This window comes from Rhodanobacter sp. 7MK24 (genome assembly GCF_014842995.1).
Taxonomy (GTDB): Bacteria; Pseudomonadota; Gammaproteobacteria; order Xanthomonadales; family Rhodanobacteraceae; genus Rhodanobacter_A.
On the sequence record NZ_JACYXL010000009.1, the window covers coordinates 111,605 to 127,815 of the forward strand.

The window sequence follows — 16,211 nt, forward strand, 5'->3', positions numbered from 1 at the left end:
TGTATCCCGGCTTTCGCCGGGATGACGAGCAAGAACGAATCGCTGCGAATCAATCATGTTCGATTTCATCTCAATGTCCCTCCAGCGCCGGCAGGCCGTTCGTTTGCGCGCGCTTGCGCGCTTCGCGGCGTTCGACCAGGGCGCGAATCACGACGTAGAACAGCGGGGTGTAGATCAGCCCGAACAAGGTGACGCCGAGCATGCCGGAGAACACCGCCACGCCCATCGCGTGGCGCATTTCCGCGCCGGCGCCGTGCGAGGTCACCAGCGGCACCACGCCCATGATGAAAGCGATCGAGGTCATCAGGATCGGGCGCAGTCGCAGCTTGGCCGCCTCCAGCACCGCCTCGTGGCGGCTCATGCCTTCGTGCTGACGTTCGCGGGCGAACTCCACGATCAGGATCGCGTTCTTGCACGCCAGGCCTACCAGCACGATCAGGCCGATCTGGGTGAAGATGTTGTTGTCGCCGCCCGACAGCCACACGCCGGCGATCGCGGAGAGCAGCACCATCGGCACGATCAGGATCACCGCCAGCGGAAGCGACCAGCTTTCGTACAGCGAGGACAGCACCAGGAACACCAGCAGCACGCACAACGGGAACACCAGTACCGCGGTGTTGCCGGCAAGGATCTGCTGGTAGGTCAGGTCGGTCCACTCGAAGCTCATGCCATTCGGCAGGATCTGCTGCGCCAGCTTCTCCATCGCCGCCTGAGCCTGCCCCGAGCTGTAGCCCGGCGCCGGACCGCCGTTGATTTCGGCAGTCGGGTAGCCGTTGTAATGCTGCACGCGATCCGGGCCGGCGCCATGCGCCACGGTGACGAAGGAACCCAGCGGCACCATGTCGCCACGCGCATTGCGTGTCTTCAGCTGGTTGATGTCTTCGAGGTCGTGACGGAACGAGGGCTCGGCAGACAGGTTTACCTGGTAGGTGCGGCCGAAGCGGTTGAAGTCGTTGACGTAGAGCGAACCGAGGTAAGCCTGCATGGTCTGGTACACGTCGCCCAGGTTCACGCCTTCGGCCTTCGCCTTCTCGCGGTCCACGTTCACGTCCACCTGCGGCACGTTCACCTGGAAGCTGGAGAACAGCCCGGCCAGCGCGGGGTCCTTGCGGCTCGCCGCGATCAGGCTCTGTGTCTGCTTGTACAGTTCGTCGAAGCCGAGCTGACCGCGATCCTCCACCTGCATGCGGAAGCCGCCGATCGTGCCCAGGCCCATCACCGGCGGTGGCGGGAAGATCGCGATGTAGGCGTCCTGGATGGACGCGAACTTCGCGTTCAACGCACCCGCGATGGCGCCGGCAGAAAGCTCCGCGCTGCGCCGTTCATCGAACGGCTTCAGTGTCACGAACACGATGCCGGCATTGGTGCTGTTGGTGAAGCCGTTCACCGACAGGCCGGGGAAGGCCACCGCGCTCTGCACGCCGGGTTGCTTCAGCGCGATTTCGCTCATGCGCTTGATCACGTCCTCGGTGCGGTCCAGCGAGGCAGCGTCCGGCAGCTGCGCGAACGACACCAGGTATTGCTTGTCCTGGGTCGGCACGAAGCCGGTAGGCACGTGCCAGAAGCCGAACGCGGTGAGCCCGATCAACACTGCATACAGCACCAGTGCGGCCGCGCCCTTGCCCTGCAGCTTGCGCGTGCCTTCCACGTAACGTTCCGCGCCGCGATGGAACAAGCGGTTGAAGGGGCGGAACAGCCAGCCGAACAGGCGGTCGATGGCGCGGGTGAGGCGATCCTTCGGCGCACCGTGCGGGAGCAGCAGGATCGCTGCCAGTGCCGGACTCAGGGTCAGCGAATTGAACGCCGAGATCACCGTGGAGATCGCGATGGTCAGCGCGAACTGGCGGTAGAACTCGCCGGTGAGGCCGCTGATGAAAGCGGTGGGGATGAACACCGCGCACAGCACCAGCGCGGTGGCCACGATCGGTCCGGTGACCTCGTGCATCGCCTTGCGCGTGGCTTCCTTCGGCGACTGGCCAAGCTCGATGTGGCGCTCCACGTTCTCCACCACCACGATGGCGTCGTCCACCACGATGCCGATGGCCAGCACCATGCCGAACAGCGACAGTGCGTTGAGCGAGAAGCCCACCACGTACATCACCGCGAACGTGCCGATCAGCGACACGGGCACCGCGATCAGCGGAATGACGGAGGCGCGCCAGGTCTGCAGGAACAGGATCACCACCAGCACCACCAGCAGGATCGCTTCGAGCAGGGTGTGCGCCACCGCCTCGATAGAGCCGCGCACGAACACCGTGGGGTCGTACACGATGTGGTACTCGATGCCCTGCGGGAACTCCTTCTTCAGCTGCGCCATGGTGGCACGCACCTCGTTGGAGATCTGGATGGCGTTGGAACCGGGCCGCGCGAAGATCGGTATGGCCACCGCCGGCTGGTTGTCCAGCAGGCTGCGCAGCGCGTACTGGTCGGAGCCCAGTTCCACGCGTGCCACGTCGCCCAGGTGCACCACGGCACCGTCGGGGTCGGTGCGCAGCACGATGTTGCGGAAGTCGTCCACCGTGCTCAGGCGGCCCTGCGTGTTGATGTTGAGCTGGAAGTCGGCGTTGCCGCGTACCGGCGGCGCGTTCAGCGCACCGGCGGCCACCTGCACGTTCTGCTCGCGGATCGCGTCCGCCACGTCACCGGTGGTGAGGCCGCGCTGGGCCAGCCTGTCCGGGTTGAGCCATACACGCATGGAGTATTCGCCGGCGCCGAAGATCTGCACGTCGCCCACGCCGTTCAAGCGGTTCAGCACGTCTTTCACGTGCAGCCGCGCGTAGTTCGACAGGTACAGCATGTCGTAGCGCTGGTCGGGCGAGGTGAGGTGCACCACCATGGTGAGGTCGGGCGAACTCTTCTGCGTGGTCACGCCGAGCCGCTGCACTTCTTCGGGCAGGCGCGGCAGCGCCTGCGACACGCGGTTCTGCACTTCCACCTGGGCGGTATTGAGGTCGGTGCCCAGCGCGAAGGTGACGGTGAGCGTCATCACGCCGTCACTGGTGGCCTGCGAGGAGGTGTAGAGCATGCCTTCCACGCCGTTGATCTGTTCCTCCAGCGGCGTGGCGACGGTCTCGCCGATCACCTTGGGGTTGGCGCCGGGGTAGTTGGCGCGCACCACCACGGTGGGCGGCACCACTTCGGGGTATTCGCTGATCGGCAATTGGAAGACCGCGATGCTGCCGGTGATCACGAACAGCAGCGAAAGCACCGCGGCCATGATGGGCCGGTCGACGAAAAACTGGGCGATGTTTTTCATGGGTATGTCTCGATGACTTCAGGGTGCCGACCCCCTATCCCCTCGGAGGAGAGGGTTTGGGTGAGGGGTCGGGACTTGCCGATGCCTTCAGGCTTCGGCAATGCGTTTTTCAGGTTTCGATGGGTAGGCGGCGCTTGCGTGGGATTGGCTCCCACACCTTGGCTCCTCTCTCCAGCGGGGAGAGGGGCAAGGGCGAGCTCAGCCTTGCGATTCGTGAGCCGGCGGTTTGGTCATCGCCGTACGCGATTTGTCATCGGCCGATTTGTCATCGGCACCGGCTTCCACCACCGCCTTGTCCTGCTTGTCGAGCTGGTAGTCCATCGCCACCTGCTGCGGATTCACTTCGGCGCCGGGACGCACGCGCTGCAGGCCGTTCACCACCACCACGTCGCCGGGCGCCAGGCCGTTGTCGATCACGCGCAGGCCATGGAACAACGCACCGGTGCTGACCTTGCGGTATTGCACCTTGTGCTGGGCGTCGACCACATAGACGAACTGGTTGCCGAGGTCGGTGCCCACCGCGCGATCGTCGATCAGCAGGCGCGGCTGCGGCTGGCCGCTCTGCAGGCGGATGCGCGCGTAAAGGCCGGGAGTGAACAGGCTGTCCCTGTTGTCGAACACCGCGCGCAGCCGCATGGTGCCGGAGTCGGTGTGCAGCTGGTTGTCGACGAAGTCGATGCGGCCGGCGTGCGGATAGCCGTTCTCGTCGGATAGTTCCATTGCAGCCTCGACGCGCGGGCTGTTGCCGTCGTGTGCGGCGTCGGCGCGCGCATGGTCGAGCTTCAGCCAGGTGTGTTCGTCCACGTCGAAATACACGTACACGGGGTTCACCGAGACCACACTGGTCAAGACGTCACCGCTGCCGACAAGGTTGCCGGGGGTGATCCGCACATTGCTGACACGGCCGTCGATGGGCGAGTGCACCTCGGTGTAGCCAAGGTTGAGCTTGGCCGTGGCGAGCGCGGCGTCGGCGGCGGCCAGTGCCGCACCGGCGCTTTGCGCGGCCGTGGCCAGGCTGTCGGCTTCCTGCTGTGCGATCGCATGTTGCTCGAGCAGGCGCTGTGCGCGCTGGGCATTGATCTCGGCCAGCGCATGTTCGGCCAGTGCCTGGGTGCGCGTGGCGGTGAGCCGATCCACTTCGGCCTGGAAGGGACGCGGGTCGATGCGGAACAGCACGTCGCCCTTGTGCACCAGCGCGCCTTCCTTGAACGCCACGGAATCGACGTAGCCGCCCACACGCGGGCGCAACTCCACGCTGTCCACCGCCTGCACTCGGCCGGTGAAGTCGGCGCTGTTGCTTACCGGGCGCACAAGCGCCCGGGCCACGGTCACCTCGGGCAGGGCGGTGCCGGCCCCGACGCCCTGGGCGTGGCTGCCGCCATGCTCTCCGAGCAAGGCCCAACTGCTGGCAACGGTCGCGACGACGAGGCCGGACAGGATCAGGTTCTTCTTCATGTTCACTCTCCCTGAGTGGGGTTCGTGCGGCGATGCAGCACGATGGGGAGGCGAATAATAGATATACCGATGAGTACAGAAAAACCCCATTTCATGAACTCCACTCGTGACAGCCACGCACGAATGACGTCACAATGACATTCATGGAAGATTTTTCGGCAATATCGAGCTTCGTCCGCGTGGTGGAAGCCCGAAGTTTCGCGGCCGCCGCCGTGCAGTTGGGCATGACCCCATCCGGGGTAAGCCGCGCCGTATCGCGGCTGGAAGAGCAGATCGGGGTGCGCCTGCTGTTCCGCAGCACGCGGGCGCTGCGGCTCACCGACGACGGCGAGTCGTTCTACCAGCGCTGCAAGGCGATCCTGGCCGATCTCGGCGAAGCGGTGGATGCGCTGAACTACGCGCGCACCAAGCCCAGCGGCAAGCTGCGCGTGGCGGTGAACGTCTCGGTGGGGCGCGCTGCATTGATCCCGAACCTGGCCGATTTCGAGGCGCGCTACCCGGACATCCGGCTGGAGCTGTCGATGAGCGACCGCAACATCGGCCTGATCGAAGAAGGTATCGATTGCGCGATCCGCATGGGCGAACTGGAGGACTCCAACCTGATCGCCCGCAAGCTGGGCTACTTCAGCAACGTGCTGTGCGCCGCACCCGCGTACCTGGCGCGGCACGGTACGCCGGTCACCATTGAGGACCTGAAGCAGCATCGCTGCATCAACTACGTCTATCCCACCAACGGCCGCGCCTACCAGTGGCAGTTCGACACGCCGGACGGCCGCATCGCGCTGGAGGTGGACGCGCACCTGTTGATCAACGATGGCGAGTCGGTGATCCAGGCGGCGATGGCGGGGCTGGGCATCATCCAGGTGCCGCACTGGCTGGCCGCCTGCGCCATCGGCATGGGCAAGCTGCAGGTGATCATGGAGGACGCCATCTGCACCGGTTCACCGGTGTGGCTGGTCTACCCGCAGAAGAAGCACCTGTCCGCGCGCGTGCAGGCCTTCCTCGAATGGGTGCACGAGCTGTTCGAGCGCACCAACCTGCCTGCCTGCAAGCTGGGCATGGCACTGCCGCCCAAGGGCGCCGTTCAGGCGCCCGCCGACATCAACGGCAGTGCTGCTCAAACGCCCGCCGGCATCAACAACAGCAAGGCCGCGCCAAGCGCGATGCGGTAGACCGCGAATACCGTGAAGCGATGCGTGCGGATGTAGCCCAGCAGCCACTTCACCGCGATGAAGCCCACGATCAGCGAGACCAGGAAGCCCACGCCCAATGCGGTCCAGTCCTCATGCGCCGCACCGCCGCTCTTCCATACCTTCAACAGCTCATAGCCGGTAGCCGCGTACATGGTCGGGATACCGACCAGGAAGGCGAATTCGGTGGCGGCGGCGCGGTTGCTGGTACCGAACAGCATGGCGGCGAAGATGGTGGCGCCGGAGCGCGAGGTGCCCGGGAACACGCCCGCCACCATCTGCGCGATGCCCACCAGGATCGCCACCGTCCAGGTCACCTCGCGGCGGTCCGGTTGGCGTGCGGCCAGCGCTTCCGCCCCGATCATCCAGAAGCCGCCGATGACCAAGGCCCAGGCGATAGGCGTCACCGTTTCCGGCAGCTTGAAGCCGTAATGCGTGACGAACAGGCCCAGCACGCAGGTGATCAGGAACGCCACCGTCAGCTTGAACAGATAGTCGCGCGTGGCCGGGTCGCGCCATTGCGTCAGCAATTGCCAGATGCGCTTCCAGTACACCAGGGTGATAGCCAGGATCGCACCGGCCTGGATGCCCACGTTGAACAGATCCGAACGTGCGCCCAGCCAGTGCTCGGCGATCAGCAGGTGGCCGGTGGAGGAGATCGGCAGGAATTCGGTGATGCCCTCGATGATGCCGAGCAGGATGATGTTGAGCAGGTCGGTCACGGGTGCGCTCCGTCAGGTGGACGTGCCGATAGCGGCAAGAAAAGAGATGTAGCTTAAATGCAGTCCGCGACTTCCCGATGTCATGCTTTGGCGGATCCTGGGGGCCGGTTGCGAGATGCAAGTCGGGCTTTGCCAAGATCCAAACTGGTGCAACACCCGTTCGTTTTTGCCCCGTAATGGGGTTTCCCCTGATCATTGCCGCTGCATAATCCATTGCTGGCAAAGGCTTTGTGCGCATGGCATGGCCTTTGCTCACAACCGGTCATCAACCACCACGAGGTTCCGCCATGACTGCCCAGAAAGTGCTCGACCTGATCGTTGAACACGAGGTCGAGTTCGTCGACTTCCGCTTCGCCGACATGCTTGGCAAGCACCACCACGTCACTTTCCCGGCGCACGCCATCGACGAGTCGACCTTCGAGGACGGCAAGATGTTCGACGGCTCCTCGATCACCGGCTGGAAGGGCATCAACGAGTCGGACATGATCCTGATGCCTGACCCGGAGACCGCCTACCTCGACCCGTTCAGCCAGCACACCCAGCTGATCCTGCATTGCGACGTGCTGGAGCCCAGCACCCTGCAGGCCTATGGCCGCGACCCGCGCTCGATCGCCAAGCGCGGCGAGGCCTACCTCAAGTCCACCGGCATCGCCGACACCGCCTTCTTCGGGCCGGAGCCGGAGTTCTTCATCTTCGACTCGGTGCGCTGGCAGAACGACATGGGTCGCGTGTTCTACGAGATCGAGTCGAACGAGGCCGCGTGGAGCACGCGCTTCAAGTACGAAGACGGCAACATGGGCCATCGTCCCGGGGTGAAGGGCGGCTACTTCCCGGTGTCGCCGGTGGACACGCTGGGCGACCTGCGCGCCGACATGTGCAAGGTGCTGGAGTCGCTGGGCCAGAAGGTCGAGGTGCACCACCACGAGGTGGCCAATGCCGGCCAGTGCGAGATCGGCGTGAGGTTCAACACGCTGGTTCAGAAGGCCGACGAGCTGATGACGATGAAGTACGTCATCAAGAACGTGGCGCACCAGAACGGCAAGACCGTCACCTTCATGCCCAAGCCCATCGTGGGCGACAACGGCAGCGGCATGCACGTGCACCAGTCGCTGGCAAAGAACGGCGAGAACCTGTTCGCCGGCGACCTCTACGGCGGCCTCAGCCAGACCGCGCTGTGGTACATCGGCGGCATCTTCAAGCACGCCAAGGCGATCAACGCCTTCGCCAACTCCACCACCAACAGCTACAAGCGCCTGGTGCCGGGCTTCGAGGCGCCGGTGATGCTGGCGTATTCCGCGCGCAACCGCTCGGCGAGCTGCCGCATTCCCTACGTGGCGAGTCCGAAGGGCCGTCGCATCGAGGTGCGCTTCCCCGATCCGATGAACTCCGGCTACCTGGTGTTCACCGCACTGATGATGGCCGGCCTCGACGGCATCCTCAACAAGATCGACCCGGGCGCGCCGGCCGACAAGGACCTCTACGACCTGCCGCCGGAAGAAGAGAAGAACATCCCGCAGGTGTGCTCCAGCCTCGACCAGGCGCTGGAAGCGCTGGACAAGGACCGCGACTTCCTCAAGGCCGGCGGCGTGTTCACCGACGACTTCATCGACGCCTACATCGCGGTGAAGATGCAGGAAGTCACCCGCTACCGCGCCAGCACGCACCCGCTGGAGTTCCAGATGTACTACGCGCTGTAATTTCCGCGTGAGGTGGCAAGGCAACGGGCGCTGCGGCGCCCGTTGTCGTTTCCGCTATCCTCCGTGGTCGCGCAGCGGTGGGGGGAAGACATGCGGCAGGTTTTCATTGTGCTGGGTGCGCTCGCCGGTATCGCACTGTTCGTGCTGTTCGGCGCGTTCGCGTGGGGCCGCCTGCGTCCGCCCACGCCAGCACAGGCCGAAGCGCTCAGGCTGTTGCAGCCTGCAACGATGCCACCGGGTCGCAATGCGTGGCCGCTGTTGTGGCTGATCGATTACGACGTACCCGCGGATCGCATCGATGCGGCATACGCGCAGGAGCGTGCGCACATGCAGGACTGGGCCAGCCACATGCCGGCCAATCCATCGATGACGGCGATGATCTACAGGCCGCTGGCCGCCACGCAATACTCGAAGCGCCCAGCCATCAGTAACGCAGAGTACCGGCGGCTCTGCGCGATCGGCGAGCATGATTGCCTCGCCAAGGTGCGCGCCGAAGGCCAGCCGTTGCGCGATCTGCTGGCGCGCCAGTCGGGTCGGCTGGCGCAGGTCGAAGCCGTGAACACGGCGGACGAGTTGTGGGACGATCAGCCGCGCAGTGTCTATGCATTCGCGCTGTCGCCAGGATTTCAGAACACGGAAGACTTGTTGCTTACCGCCACCGTTGCCGATTTCGTCGACGGACGGCAAGCGCAGGCGCTGGTGGCCGTCTGCCATCAGGCAGCCGGCTTACGTCGCCTGCATGCACACACCAACACGGTCCTCGGTGCAATGCTCACTGCGGTATGGATGGAAGCCGATGAGCGCGCGCTTGCCGGCATGCTGGGCGAATTGCCGAAGGATCAGGTGATACCGGATGAATGCATGCGGGCTTTTGCGCTGCCGACGCAAGGTGACGTCAGCTTGTGCATGCCGATGCAACAAGAGTTTGCCGATTTTGTAGCCATCATGCATGAAGGAAACAGCGGTAGGCAGAACGTCTTCGAGCGACTGCAAACGGCCGTGATGTTCGACAATCGCGATTTCCGCTTGCAAGCGCCGACATACGCTTGGGCTTGCCAGCCCAGCCTGCAATCTGACGCATTGGCTGATCGTCCACTGCCGATGGCAAGCTTGTTGACCGTGCGGAATGATTTTTTCGACACCCTCTCCAATGCCGGCGGCTTCGTCCTTGCGCGCATCGCAGCACCGGCCTTCACGCAATACGCCGCACGCAACCAGGACTATGCCGCCAGCCTGCGCCTGATGGCCTGGCTGCTGCGCACCCGTGCCACTGCCACGACCGCAGCGGCTTGGCAACTGCAATTGACGAAGGCGCTGCCCACGCTGCGCGGGAAAGGCAGGCGCAACATCAGCGTCGACCCGGATGGCCGCTTCCTGCGCATGCGCTACTACGCAACATATCCCGACCACGTCGAACTCGCACTGTCGTTGATGAAATAAAGCATTGCTCCAACTTTGCGCACATCCCATGATGGCGCAATGCGCGACGAAGCTTGGCGGGCGTGGGTAGAGCAGCTGGCGATCAGGGTGGCCCGGGTCTGTGCCGGGTTGTGCGTGCGTTGACTCAATGGTGCGTTGGCAGAATTGCTGGGCAGCGGCATGCGCAGCGCGGTCGGACAGCCGCTGGCTTTGTGGTTGCGCGGACGAACTGTCGCAGGCGCGGCGCGCGCTGAACGAATCGCGCGCGGTGTGTTCACCGACGACTTCATCGACGCCTATATCGCGGTGAAGATGCAGGAAGTCACCCGCTACCGCGCCAGCACGCACCCGCTGGAGTTCCAGATGTACTACGCGCTCTGACCGGCGGAAGGAAGGGACGACGAGCACACGCTGCTCGTCGTCTCGTGTCAGTGTTGCCCGATCACCGATTTGGGCGGCCGTGCGTGCAGGTATCGGCTGGGTTTGCGCGCACGAAATCAGCGATCCAATTGGTTTCCCAAGTACGATCGTCGTAAGAGAACGACTGCTCCCATCGAGCATGGTCGGGATCGAGCTTGGTCCACAGGAAGCGTACTTTCACCGGCTGACCTTGGTCCTGGTCTTCGCCATAGAACTCGCCGTGGTTGCCGTGGAAGCCGCCAACCATGGCGGGGCTCATCCTGCCATCGGCACTGCTTACCCAGTAGATCGACCACTGCCGCTTGGCAGGATCGAACAAGCGCAGGGTCAGACCGGCCCAGCCCTTGGTCGGAAAATACAGCTCGTCCACCGTGGCTTTGCCGTCGAGATACTCGGCCATGCACAGCGTGGCCGGGAACGCCTCCCAAGGTCCCTTGCTGCCCACATCACGCTTGACCAGCCGGCGTTGCCGAGTCGTCCAGGCGCCCTGGAAATAGTCGAAATCGTGCGGGTCGCCGGTGTACGCCATCGTGTAACCGGGAGGGAGTACTGCGACTGATGCTGCAGACATGGCGGCGGAGGCTTGCATGGACGCCATGCACACCAGCAGCAGACCGGCTGCCGAGAAGTATGAAATCGGATTTCGGCGGAAAGGCTTCATGTGGATGCTCCATGGGCTGGCAGGGCAACGGGGTCGCAACGGTCGGGACACACGGCAGCACCGCATGTGCGTCAACCCGGTCTGACGTGCAGCTGGGTGCCGTCGCTGCATGGTTGCTTTCGTACCTTAGGGCCGACAGTGGCTCGCACGAATAGCCACTACATCAAACATTGCCATGACCACTCAAAGGGGTCGGACAGCTCGTGTCCCCCCAGGTGCATGGGCTGTTGGTGTCTGCTGTCGGCGGTACCTGACCTTCTCGCCAACTAGAACCCTGGACAGAACTCCAAAGTCCGTACGTTTTAGCGCCCCATGGTTTGTGCATTTAACCGCGTGCCGACACAGACTATCGCGTCTATTAAGACGCATAACCTGTGCGTGTTCTTTGGGTCAATGAGTTATCTATGGTGCGGATTTGCAAAAGCGCCCCGATATGACACCCATAGTGTGTGCAATGGGACGGCACTAAAGCCGGTCTAGTGGGCCAGTCGTATAACGGACGGACTGCTCAACATGGGTAGCTCAGCAGCTCATCCTGATGCCGGAAGATGCATTTTCCGAAGTTCATTCATGAATTCCGCGCGTATTTCAGGCCCACCTTCTTTCAAGGTGCGAGCCCGCCCTTGTAATTTTGAAGTGGGCAAATATTCGTGTCCCCATGCAGCCATTTCCAACAGAAGAGGAACCAGTGCGATGCCTTTCTCCGTAAGGCTATAAATCGCCTTCTGTTTATGGGTGGGGTCATCGGACTTGGTGATGATCCCTTGCTCGACAAGCTTTCGAAGTCGGTCGGCAAGGATATTCGATGCGATTCCCTCCAAAGATTTGGTCAGGAGTTCGCGGAAATGCCTTCGATTAACGAAAACGATGTCGCGGATGACGAGCAAAGTCCATTGATCGCCAAGCACTTCGAGCGTTTGGTTGATGACGCATTCGGATCTATGACTCGTGCGCACGCTGCTTCCAACTCGAATGGACAGTCCGGCGCCATTCTACGACACTAAAACTAGTTGCAAACTACAACTGGTTGTACTATCGTCCCGCCCGTCGCGATGCGAGCTCCGTCCAGCTGGCGCTCGCGTGGAGGGCTGCGTTGTCAGGAACCTGGGGATCGGAACTGAAACTTCGTGGGAGGCAAAAATATGAACATGTTCAAGCAGCTGCGCTATCTCTGGATGCCTTGCGCTACGGTGTTTGCTCTGACTTGCTTTGGCAATGCCTTCGCTCAGGTGAGCTACCAAGTTACCGATCTGGGCGTTCCGAAGAATGACAATTATTCGATGGTCATGTCCGTCAACGACGAGGGCTGGTCGGAGATCATGGCTGGGAACTTTCTACCGGGGCAGGGGGATTCGCTATCCGGGGTACCCTTAAACGGACGCGCACTGATAAACGTCGACGGATACTACGTTGACCTCGGCACGCTCGGCGGACCGAACAGTTGGATGAACTTTGGCGAGATCAACGACCTCGCGCAGGTAGTGGGTGATTCCGAAACGGCTGTCCCGGACCCGAACGGCGAAGACATTTGCGGATTCGGCACCCACCTTACGTGTCTTCCGTTTCTTTGGCAGCCCTTCCAGATGAGCGCCCTCCCAACACTAGGCGGAAATAACGGGGAGGCGAGCGCGATTAACAACCATGGACAAATCGTTGGAATGGCAGAAAACGGTGCGGTGGATACCTCATGCCAGGCCGGCACCACTAATAATCGGGTTCAACTGCCGGTGTTGTGGGAAAACGGCAAGGCCCACGCGCTTCCTACGGTAGATGGCGATCCAGACGGGTTCGCATTTTGGATCAACGATCTTGGTCAGGCCGTAGGCTACTCGGGAAACTGCAGCGGACCCATTCACGGCATATTGTGGGAAAACCGCACTGCGTCTGCGCTTTCTGACCTCGGAACCGGCGGCTTCGGTGAGAACATCAACAACCAGGGCCAAATCGTCGGAACCGTCGGTAGTGCTGACGGAACTACCCAAACTGGCGCGATTTGGCAGATTGTCAAAGGCACAGGCACCACCAAACTCACCACGGTGCTCGGACTCCTGCCGGGAGATGTTGCGGGCATAGCCTTCGGCAACAACAACCAGGACCAAGTAGTGGGGGGTGAGTGGAACTCCAACTTCTACTGGTCTCATGCCTTCATCTGGCAGAACGGCGTGATGACCGACCTCAACACGCTGTTCCCTGCCGGTCCCAGCCTGTTCGCGACCTTCGCCGCCAAAATCAATAGCCGCGGACAAATCGGAGGCATGGCAATCGTGTGCAGCGGGCCGCACCAGGGCGAGATGCACGCGTTTCTGGCAACCCCGGTGAAGCAAAGTGCGGGTGAATCGATTGCTCAGGCCGCGCCCAATTGCCTGGAATCCAATTTCCCCGCAGCGGATGCCGTCAGTCGACTTTTGAAGAAATCCGGACCCGGCGGCCAATTCGTGCGGTAACGAGTGCTTTCGAAGCGTAATCGAACGGTACTCGCGACAACGACCAAGCGCTTAATGGGCAGGTCACGACCGAGAATATGCCCCTTTTGAGCGCCTTGACGGCGTTAAGCCACGAGTCGTGGCTTAACGCCTTTTGCGAACCGGTCCAAGCCTGCCCCGATACAAGACGGAGCGATACGCTGCCAAGAAGGCAAATGCATCGCTGTTCGCGTCGAATGAGATTTCGCGGGATTGACGCCAGTGGTCTGGCGTGTGATTTGCCGATACGTCGTACCAACCGCCCGTTTGGTTCGCGACGGGGTTAAGTTGCCGCGACAAAGTCAGGCAATGCAAGACTGCCAATCCGTCTGCCATTGCACCATTTCCGCGCACGTCCCATGATGGTGCAATGCGCAACGAAGCATGGCAGACGTGGGCGGAGCAGCTGACGACCGGAATAGCCAAGGTCGACGCTGACTTGCGCGTGCGCTGGCTCAACGGTGCGCTGGCCGAGTTGCTGGGCAGCGGCATGCGCAGCGCGGTCGGGCAGCCACTGGCTTTGTGGCTGCGTGCGCCGGACGAACTGGCGCAGGCGCGGCGCGCGCTGGACGAATCGCGCTTCGTGCAGTTGCGCGAGGCGACGCTTTCCGCGTTCGACGAGCGCACGTTGCAGGCTGATATCGTCCTCCAGCCCGACGGCGATGGCGGCCTGCTGGTCGAGGTGCATCCGCTGGCCGAGCGCTCGCGCACGGCGTCGCCGTTGTCCGCCACGCTGCGCGGCTTTGCGCACGAGGTGAAGAACCCGCTGGCCGGCCTGCGCGGGGCGGCGCAGCTGCTGCAGCGTCGCGTCGATGGTGCGGAGCTGCAGGCGCTGGCAGGTCTGATCATCGACGAGGCGGATCGCCTCGCCGCGCTGGCGAACCGGCTGCTGCATCACGATGGCGCCGCCCGGCTGGGTGCGGTGGGCATCCACCAACTGCTCGACCGCCTGAGTGACCTGCTGCAGGCCGAACCTTCGCCGCCGCGCCTGCGCCACGATTACGACCCCAGCCTGCCCGACGTGCATGGTGACGCGGATCGCCTGCAACAGGTGTTTCTCAACCTTGCGCGCAACGCGGTGGAAGCGGGTGCGCGCACGCTGGTCTTGCGCACGCGGGCGGAGCATGGCGTGCGTGCCGGCGCGCGCGTGCTGCGCAGCGCCTTGCGCGTGGACGTGATCGACGATGGCTGCGGCGTGCCGGCGGAATTGCGCGACACGCTGTTCGAGCCCCTGGTGTCGGGCCGCGCCGACGGCACGGGCCTTGGCCTGGCGCTGTCGCGCGAAATCGTCCGCGAACATGGCGGCGAGCTGCGCTGCACCAGCCGTCCGGGCGAGACGGTGTTTTCGCTGTACCTGCCGTTGGAGCGTGGGCATGAATGACGAAATCTGGATAGCCGACGACGATCGCGGCGTGCGCTTCGTGCTGGCCGCGGCATTGCGCGATGCCGGGCTCGCGGTGCGCGAATTCGACACGGTCGATGCGGTGCGGGCGGCGCTTCGCAAGAGCCGGCCCGCGCTGCTCGTCACCGACGTGCGCATGCCGGGCGAAAGCGGCTTGACCTTGCTCGAAGAACTCAAGGCGCAGGGCATCGGCCCGGTGATCGTGATGAGCGCGTTCACCGACGTGGCTACCACTGCTGCGGCCTATCGCGCGGGCGCGGCGGATTACCTGGCCAAGCCGTTCGACCTCGACCAGGCGGTGGCCACGGTGCGCCGCGTGCTGGCCGACGGTGCTCAATCCGCGGCACCGGCCCAGTCGACGGTGGCCACGCATGCGCTGCTCGGCGAAAGCGCACCGATGCGCGAAGTGTTCCGCCTGATCGGTCGCGTGGCCGCCAGCGACCTCAACGTGCTGGTCACCGGCGAAACCGGCACCGGCAAGGAGCTGGTGGCGCGTGCGCTGCACGAGGAGAGCGCGCGGCGCGACCGTGCCTTCGTGGCGCTCAACACCGCGGCGATTCCCTCCGAATTGCTGGAGAGCGAATTGTTCGGCCACGAGGCGGGTGCCTTCACCGGTGCGCAGCGAAGGGTGACGGGCCGCTTCGAGCAGGCCGAAGGCGGCACGCTGTTCCTCGACGAAATCGGCGACATGCCGCTGGCGCTGCAGACGCGCCTGCTGCGCGTGCTCGCCGGCGGAGAGTTCTACCGCGTGGGCGGCCGCGAGCTGATCCGCTGCAATGTGCGCATCGTGGCCGCCACTCACCAGGATCTGGACGCGCGGGTGGCCAGCGGACAATTCCGCGCCGATCTCAAGCACCGACTCGACGTGGTGCGCATCGCACTGCCCGCGCTGCGCGAACGACGCGCGGACATTCCGCTGCTGGGCCAACACTTTCTCGCCGCTGCCGCGCAGGAGCTCAAGCTGCCACCCAAGCGTTTCGCCAGGGCCACGCTGAAGGCGCTGGCGCAACGCGATTTCCCCGGCAACGTACGCGAACTGGAAAATCTCTGCCGTCGCTTGGCGGTGATCGCACCCGGCGCGGAAATCCTGCCGGCGGATCTTGGTGCCTCGCCGTCGTCCGGTGTCGCGGGCGATTGGAGCGATGCGTTGCGCACCTGGGCCGAGCAAGCCTTGGCCGATGGCGAGGCCGACATCCACGTCCGTGCCCGTGAGGCGCTCGATCGCGTACTGCTGGAAGCGGCCTTGGCCGCGCATGGCGGTCATCGGCAGAACGCGGCGGCGGCTCTGGGGGTAGGCCGCAACACGCTTACGCGCAAGTTGGGTGCATCGCGACAGCGCAGGCGGTGATTCCGCTTCCACCGGTCGCGCACAGGAGATGTCGATCCCGTGCATGACGGGCGGGTGCGATCATTGCGGGATGCCGACCCGGGCGGGCAGGGCAGGATGAAGACTTTGCGGCTCGGATATGGCGCGATGACCCGCATTGTCCATCGCGTAGGCGATAGTTGTACCCAGGTTCCCGCAGG

General features: G+C 63.7%; 12 protein-coding genes. 7 read left to right on the forward strand and 5 right to left on the reverse strand.

The genetic code is table 11. The annotated features are described in order from the left end of the window. Positions 1-70 precede the first annotated feature (70 nt). Both IHE49_RS14710 and IHE49_RS14715 read right to left on the reverse strand, forming a co-directional pair. Positions 71-3,256, reverse strand: coding sequence for an efflux RND transporter permease subunit (locus tag IHE49_RS14710; RefSeq protein ID WP_192159217.1), 3,186 nt, complete (start codon positions 3,254-3,256; stop codon positions 71-73). A 198-nt stretch (positions 3,257-3,454) separates the two neighbouring features. After that, positions 3,455-4,711: an efflux RND transporter periplasmic adaptor subunit gene (locus tag IHE49_RS14715; RefSeq protein WP_192159219.1), complete on the reverse strand. Its 1,257-nt coding sequence runs from the start codon at positions 4,709-4,711 to the stop codon at positions 3,455-3,457. A 143-nt stretch (positions 4,712-4,854) separates the two neighbouring features. On the opposite strand from IHE49_RS14715, the gene IHE49_RS14720 reads away from it, so the two are divergent. Next, positions 4,855-5,883, forward strand: coding sequence for a LysR family transcriptional regulator (locus tag IHE49_RS14720; RefSeq protein ID WP_192159221.1), 1,029 nt, complete (start codon positions 4,855-4,857; stop codon positions 5,881-5,883). Here the strand turns inward: IHE49_RS14720 and IHE49_RS14725 are convergent. Next, positions 5,829-6,623, reverse strand: a complete 795-nt coding sequence (locus tag IHE49_RS14725) for an undecaprenyl-diphosphate phosphatase (protein WP_192159223.1) — start codon at positions 6,621-6,623, stop codon at positions 5,829-5,831. The genes IHE49_RS14720 and IHE49_RS14725 overlap by 55 nt on opposite strands. Positions 6,624-6,910: 287 nt before the next feature. On the opposite strand from IHE49_RS14725, the gene glnA reads away from it, so the two are divergent. The 3 genes from glnA to IHE49_RS14740 all read left to right on the forward strand — a co-directional run bounded on the left by glnA (position 6,911) and on the right by IHE49_RS14740 (position 10,120). Then, positions 6,911-8,320, forward strand: coding sequence for a type I glutamate--ammonia ligase (gene glnA / locus IHE49_RS14730; RefSeq protein ID WP_192159224.1), 1,410 nt, complete (start codon positions 6,911-6,913; stop codon positions 8,318-8,320). Between the two features lie 90 nt (positions 8,321-8,410). Next, complete coding sequence (locus IHE49_RS14735; protein ID WP_192159226.1) at positions 8,411-9,760, forward strand: hypothetical protein; 1,350 nt, start codon at positions 8,411-8,413, stop codon at positions 9,758-9,760. Positions 9,761-9,895: 135 nt separating this feature from the next. Further along, the gene (locus IHE49_RS14740) at positions 9,896-10,120 is read left to right on the forward strand and encodes a hypothetical protein (RefSeq protein WP_225578466.1); all 225 of its coding nucleotides are present in this window, start codon (positions 9,896-9,898) and stop codon (positions 10,118-10,120) included. Positions 10,121-10,181: 61 nt separating this feature from the next. On the opposite strand, the gene IHE49_RS14745 is transcribed toward IHE49_RS14740, so the two are convergent. Both IHE49_RS14745 and IHE49_RS14750 read right to left on the reverse strand, forming a co-directional pair. Beyond that, a complete protein-coding gene (locus IHE49_RS14745) occupies positions 10,182-10,820 on the reverse strand; it encodes a hypothetical protein (RefSeq protein WP_225578467.1) in 639 nt (212 codons plus the stop codon). 530 nt (positions 10,821-11,350) lie between these two features. Beyond that, entirely contained in the window at positions 11,351-11,776 is a 426-nt protein-coding gene (locus IHE49_RS14750) for a helix-turn-helix domain-containing protein (RefSeq protein ID WP_192159228.1), read from the reverse strand. Positions 11,777-11,962: 186 nt separating this feature from the next. On the opposite strand from IHE49_RS14750, the gene IHE49_RS14755 reads away from it, so the two are divergent. From IHE49_RS14755 to ntrC, 3 genes are all read left to right on the forward strand, one after another. Beyond that, positions 11,963-13,264, forward strand: a complete 1,302-nt coding sequence (locus tag IHE49_RS14755; RefSeq protein ID WP_192159230.1) for a hypothetical protein — start codon at positions 11,963-11,965, stop codon at positions 13,262-13,264. Between the two features lie 388 nt (positions 13,265-13,652). Then, complete coding sequence (locus tag IHE49_RS14760) at positions 13,653-14,663, forward strand: ATP-binding protein (RefSeq protein ID WP_192159237.1); 1,011 nt, start codon at positions 13,653-13,655, stop codon at positions 14,661-14,663. Next, positions 14,656-16,032, forward strand: a complete 1,377-nt coding sequence (gene ntrC / locus IHE49_RS14765) for a nitrogen regulation protein NR(I) (protein WP_225578468.1) — start codon at positions 14,656-14,658, stop codon at positions 16,030-16,032. Before IHE49_RS14760 ends, ntrC begins: the two co-directional genes overlap by 8 nt. Positions 16,033-16,211: the final 179 nt, after the last annotated feature.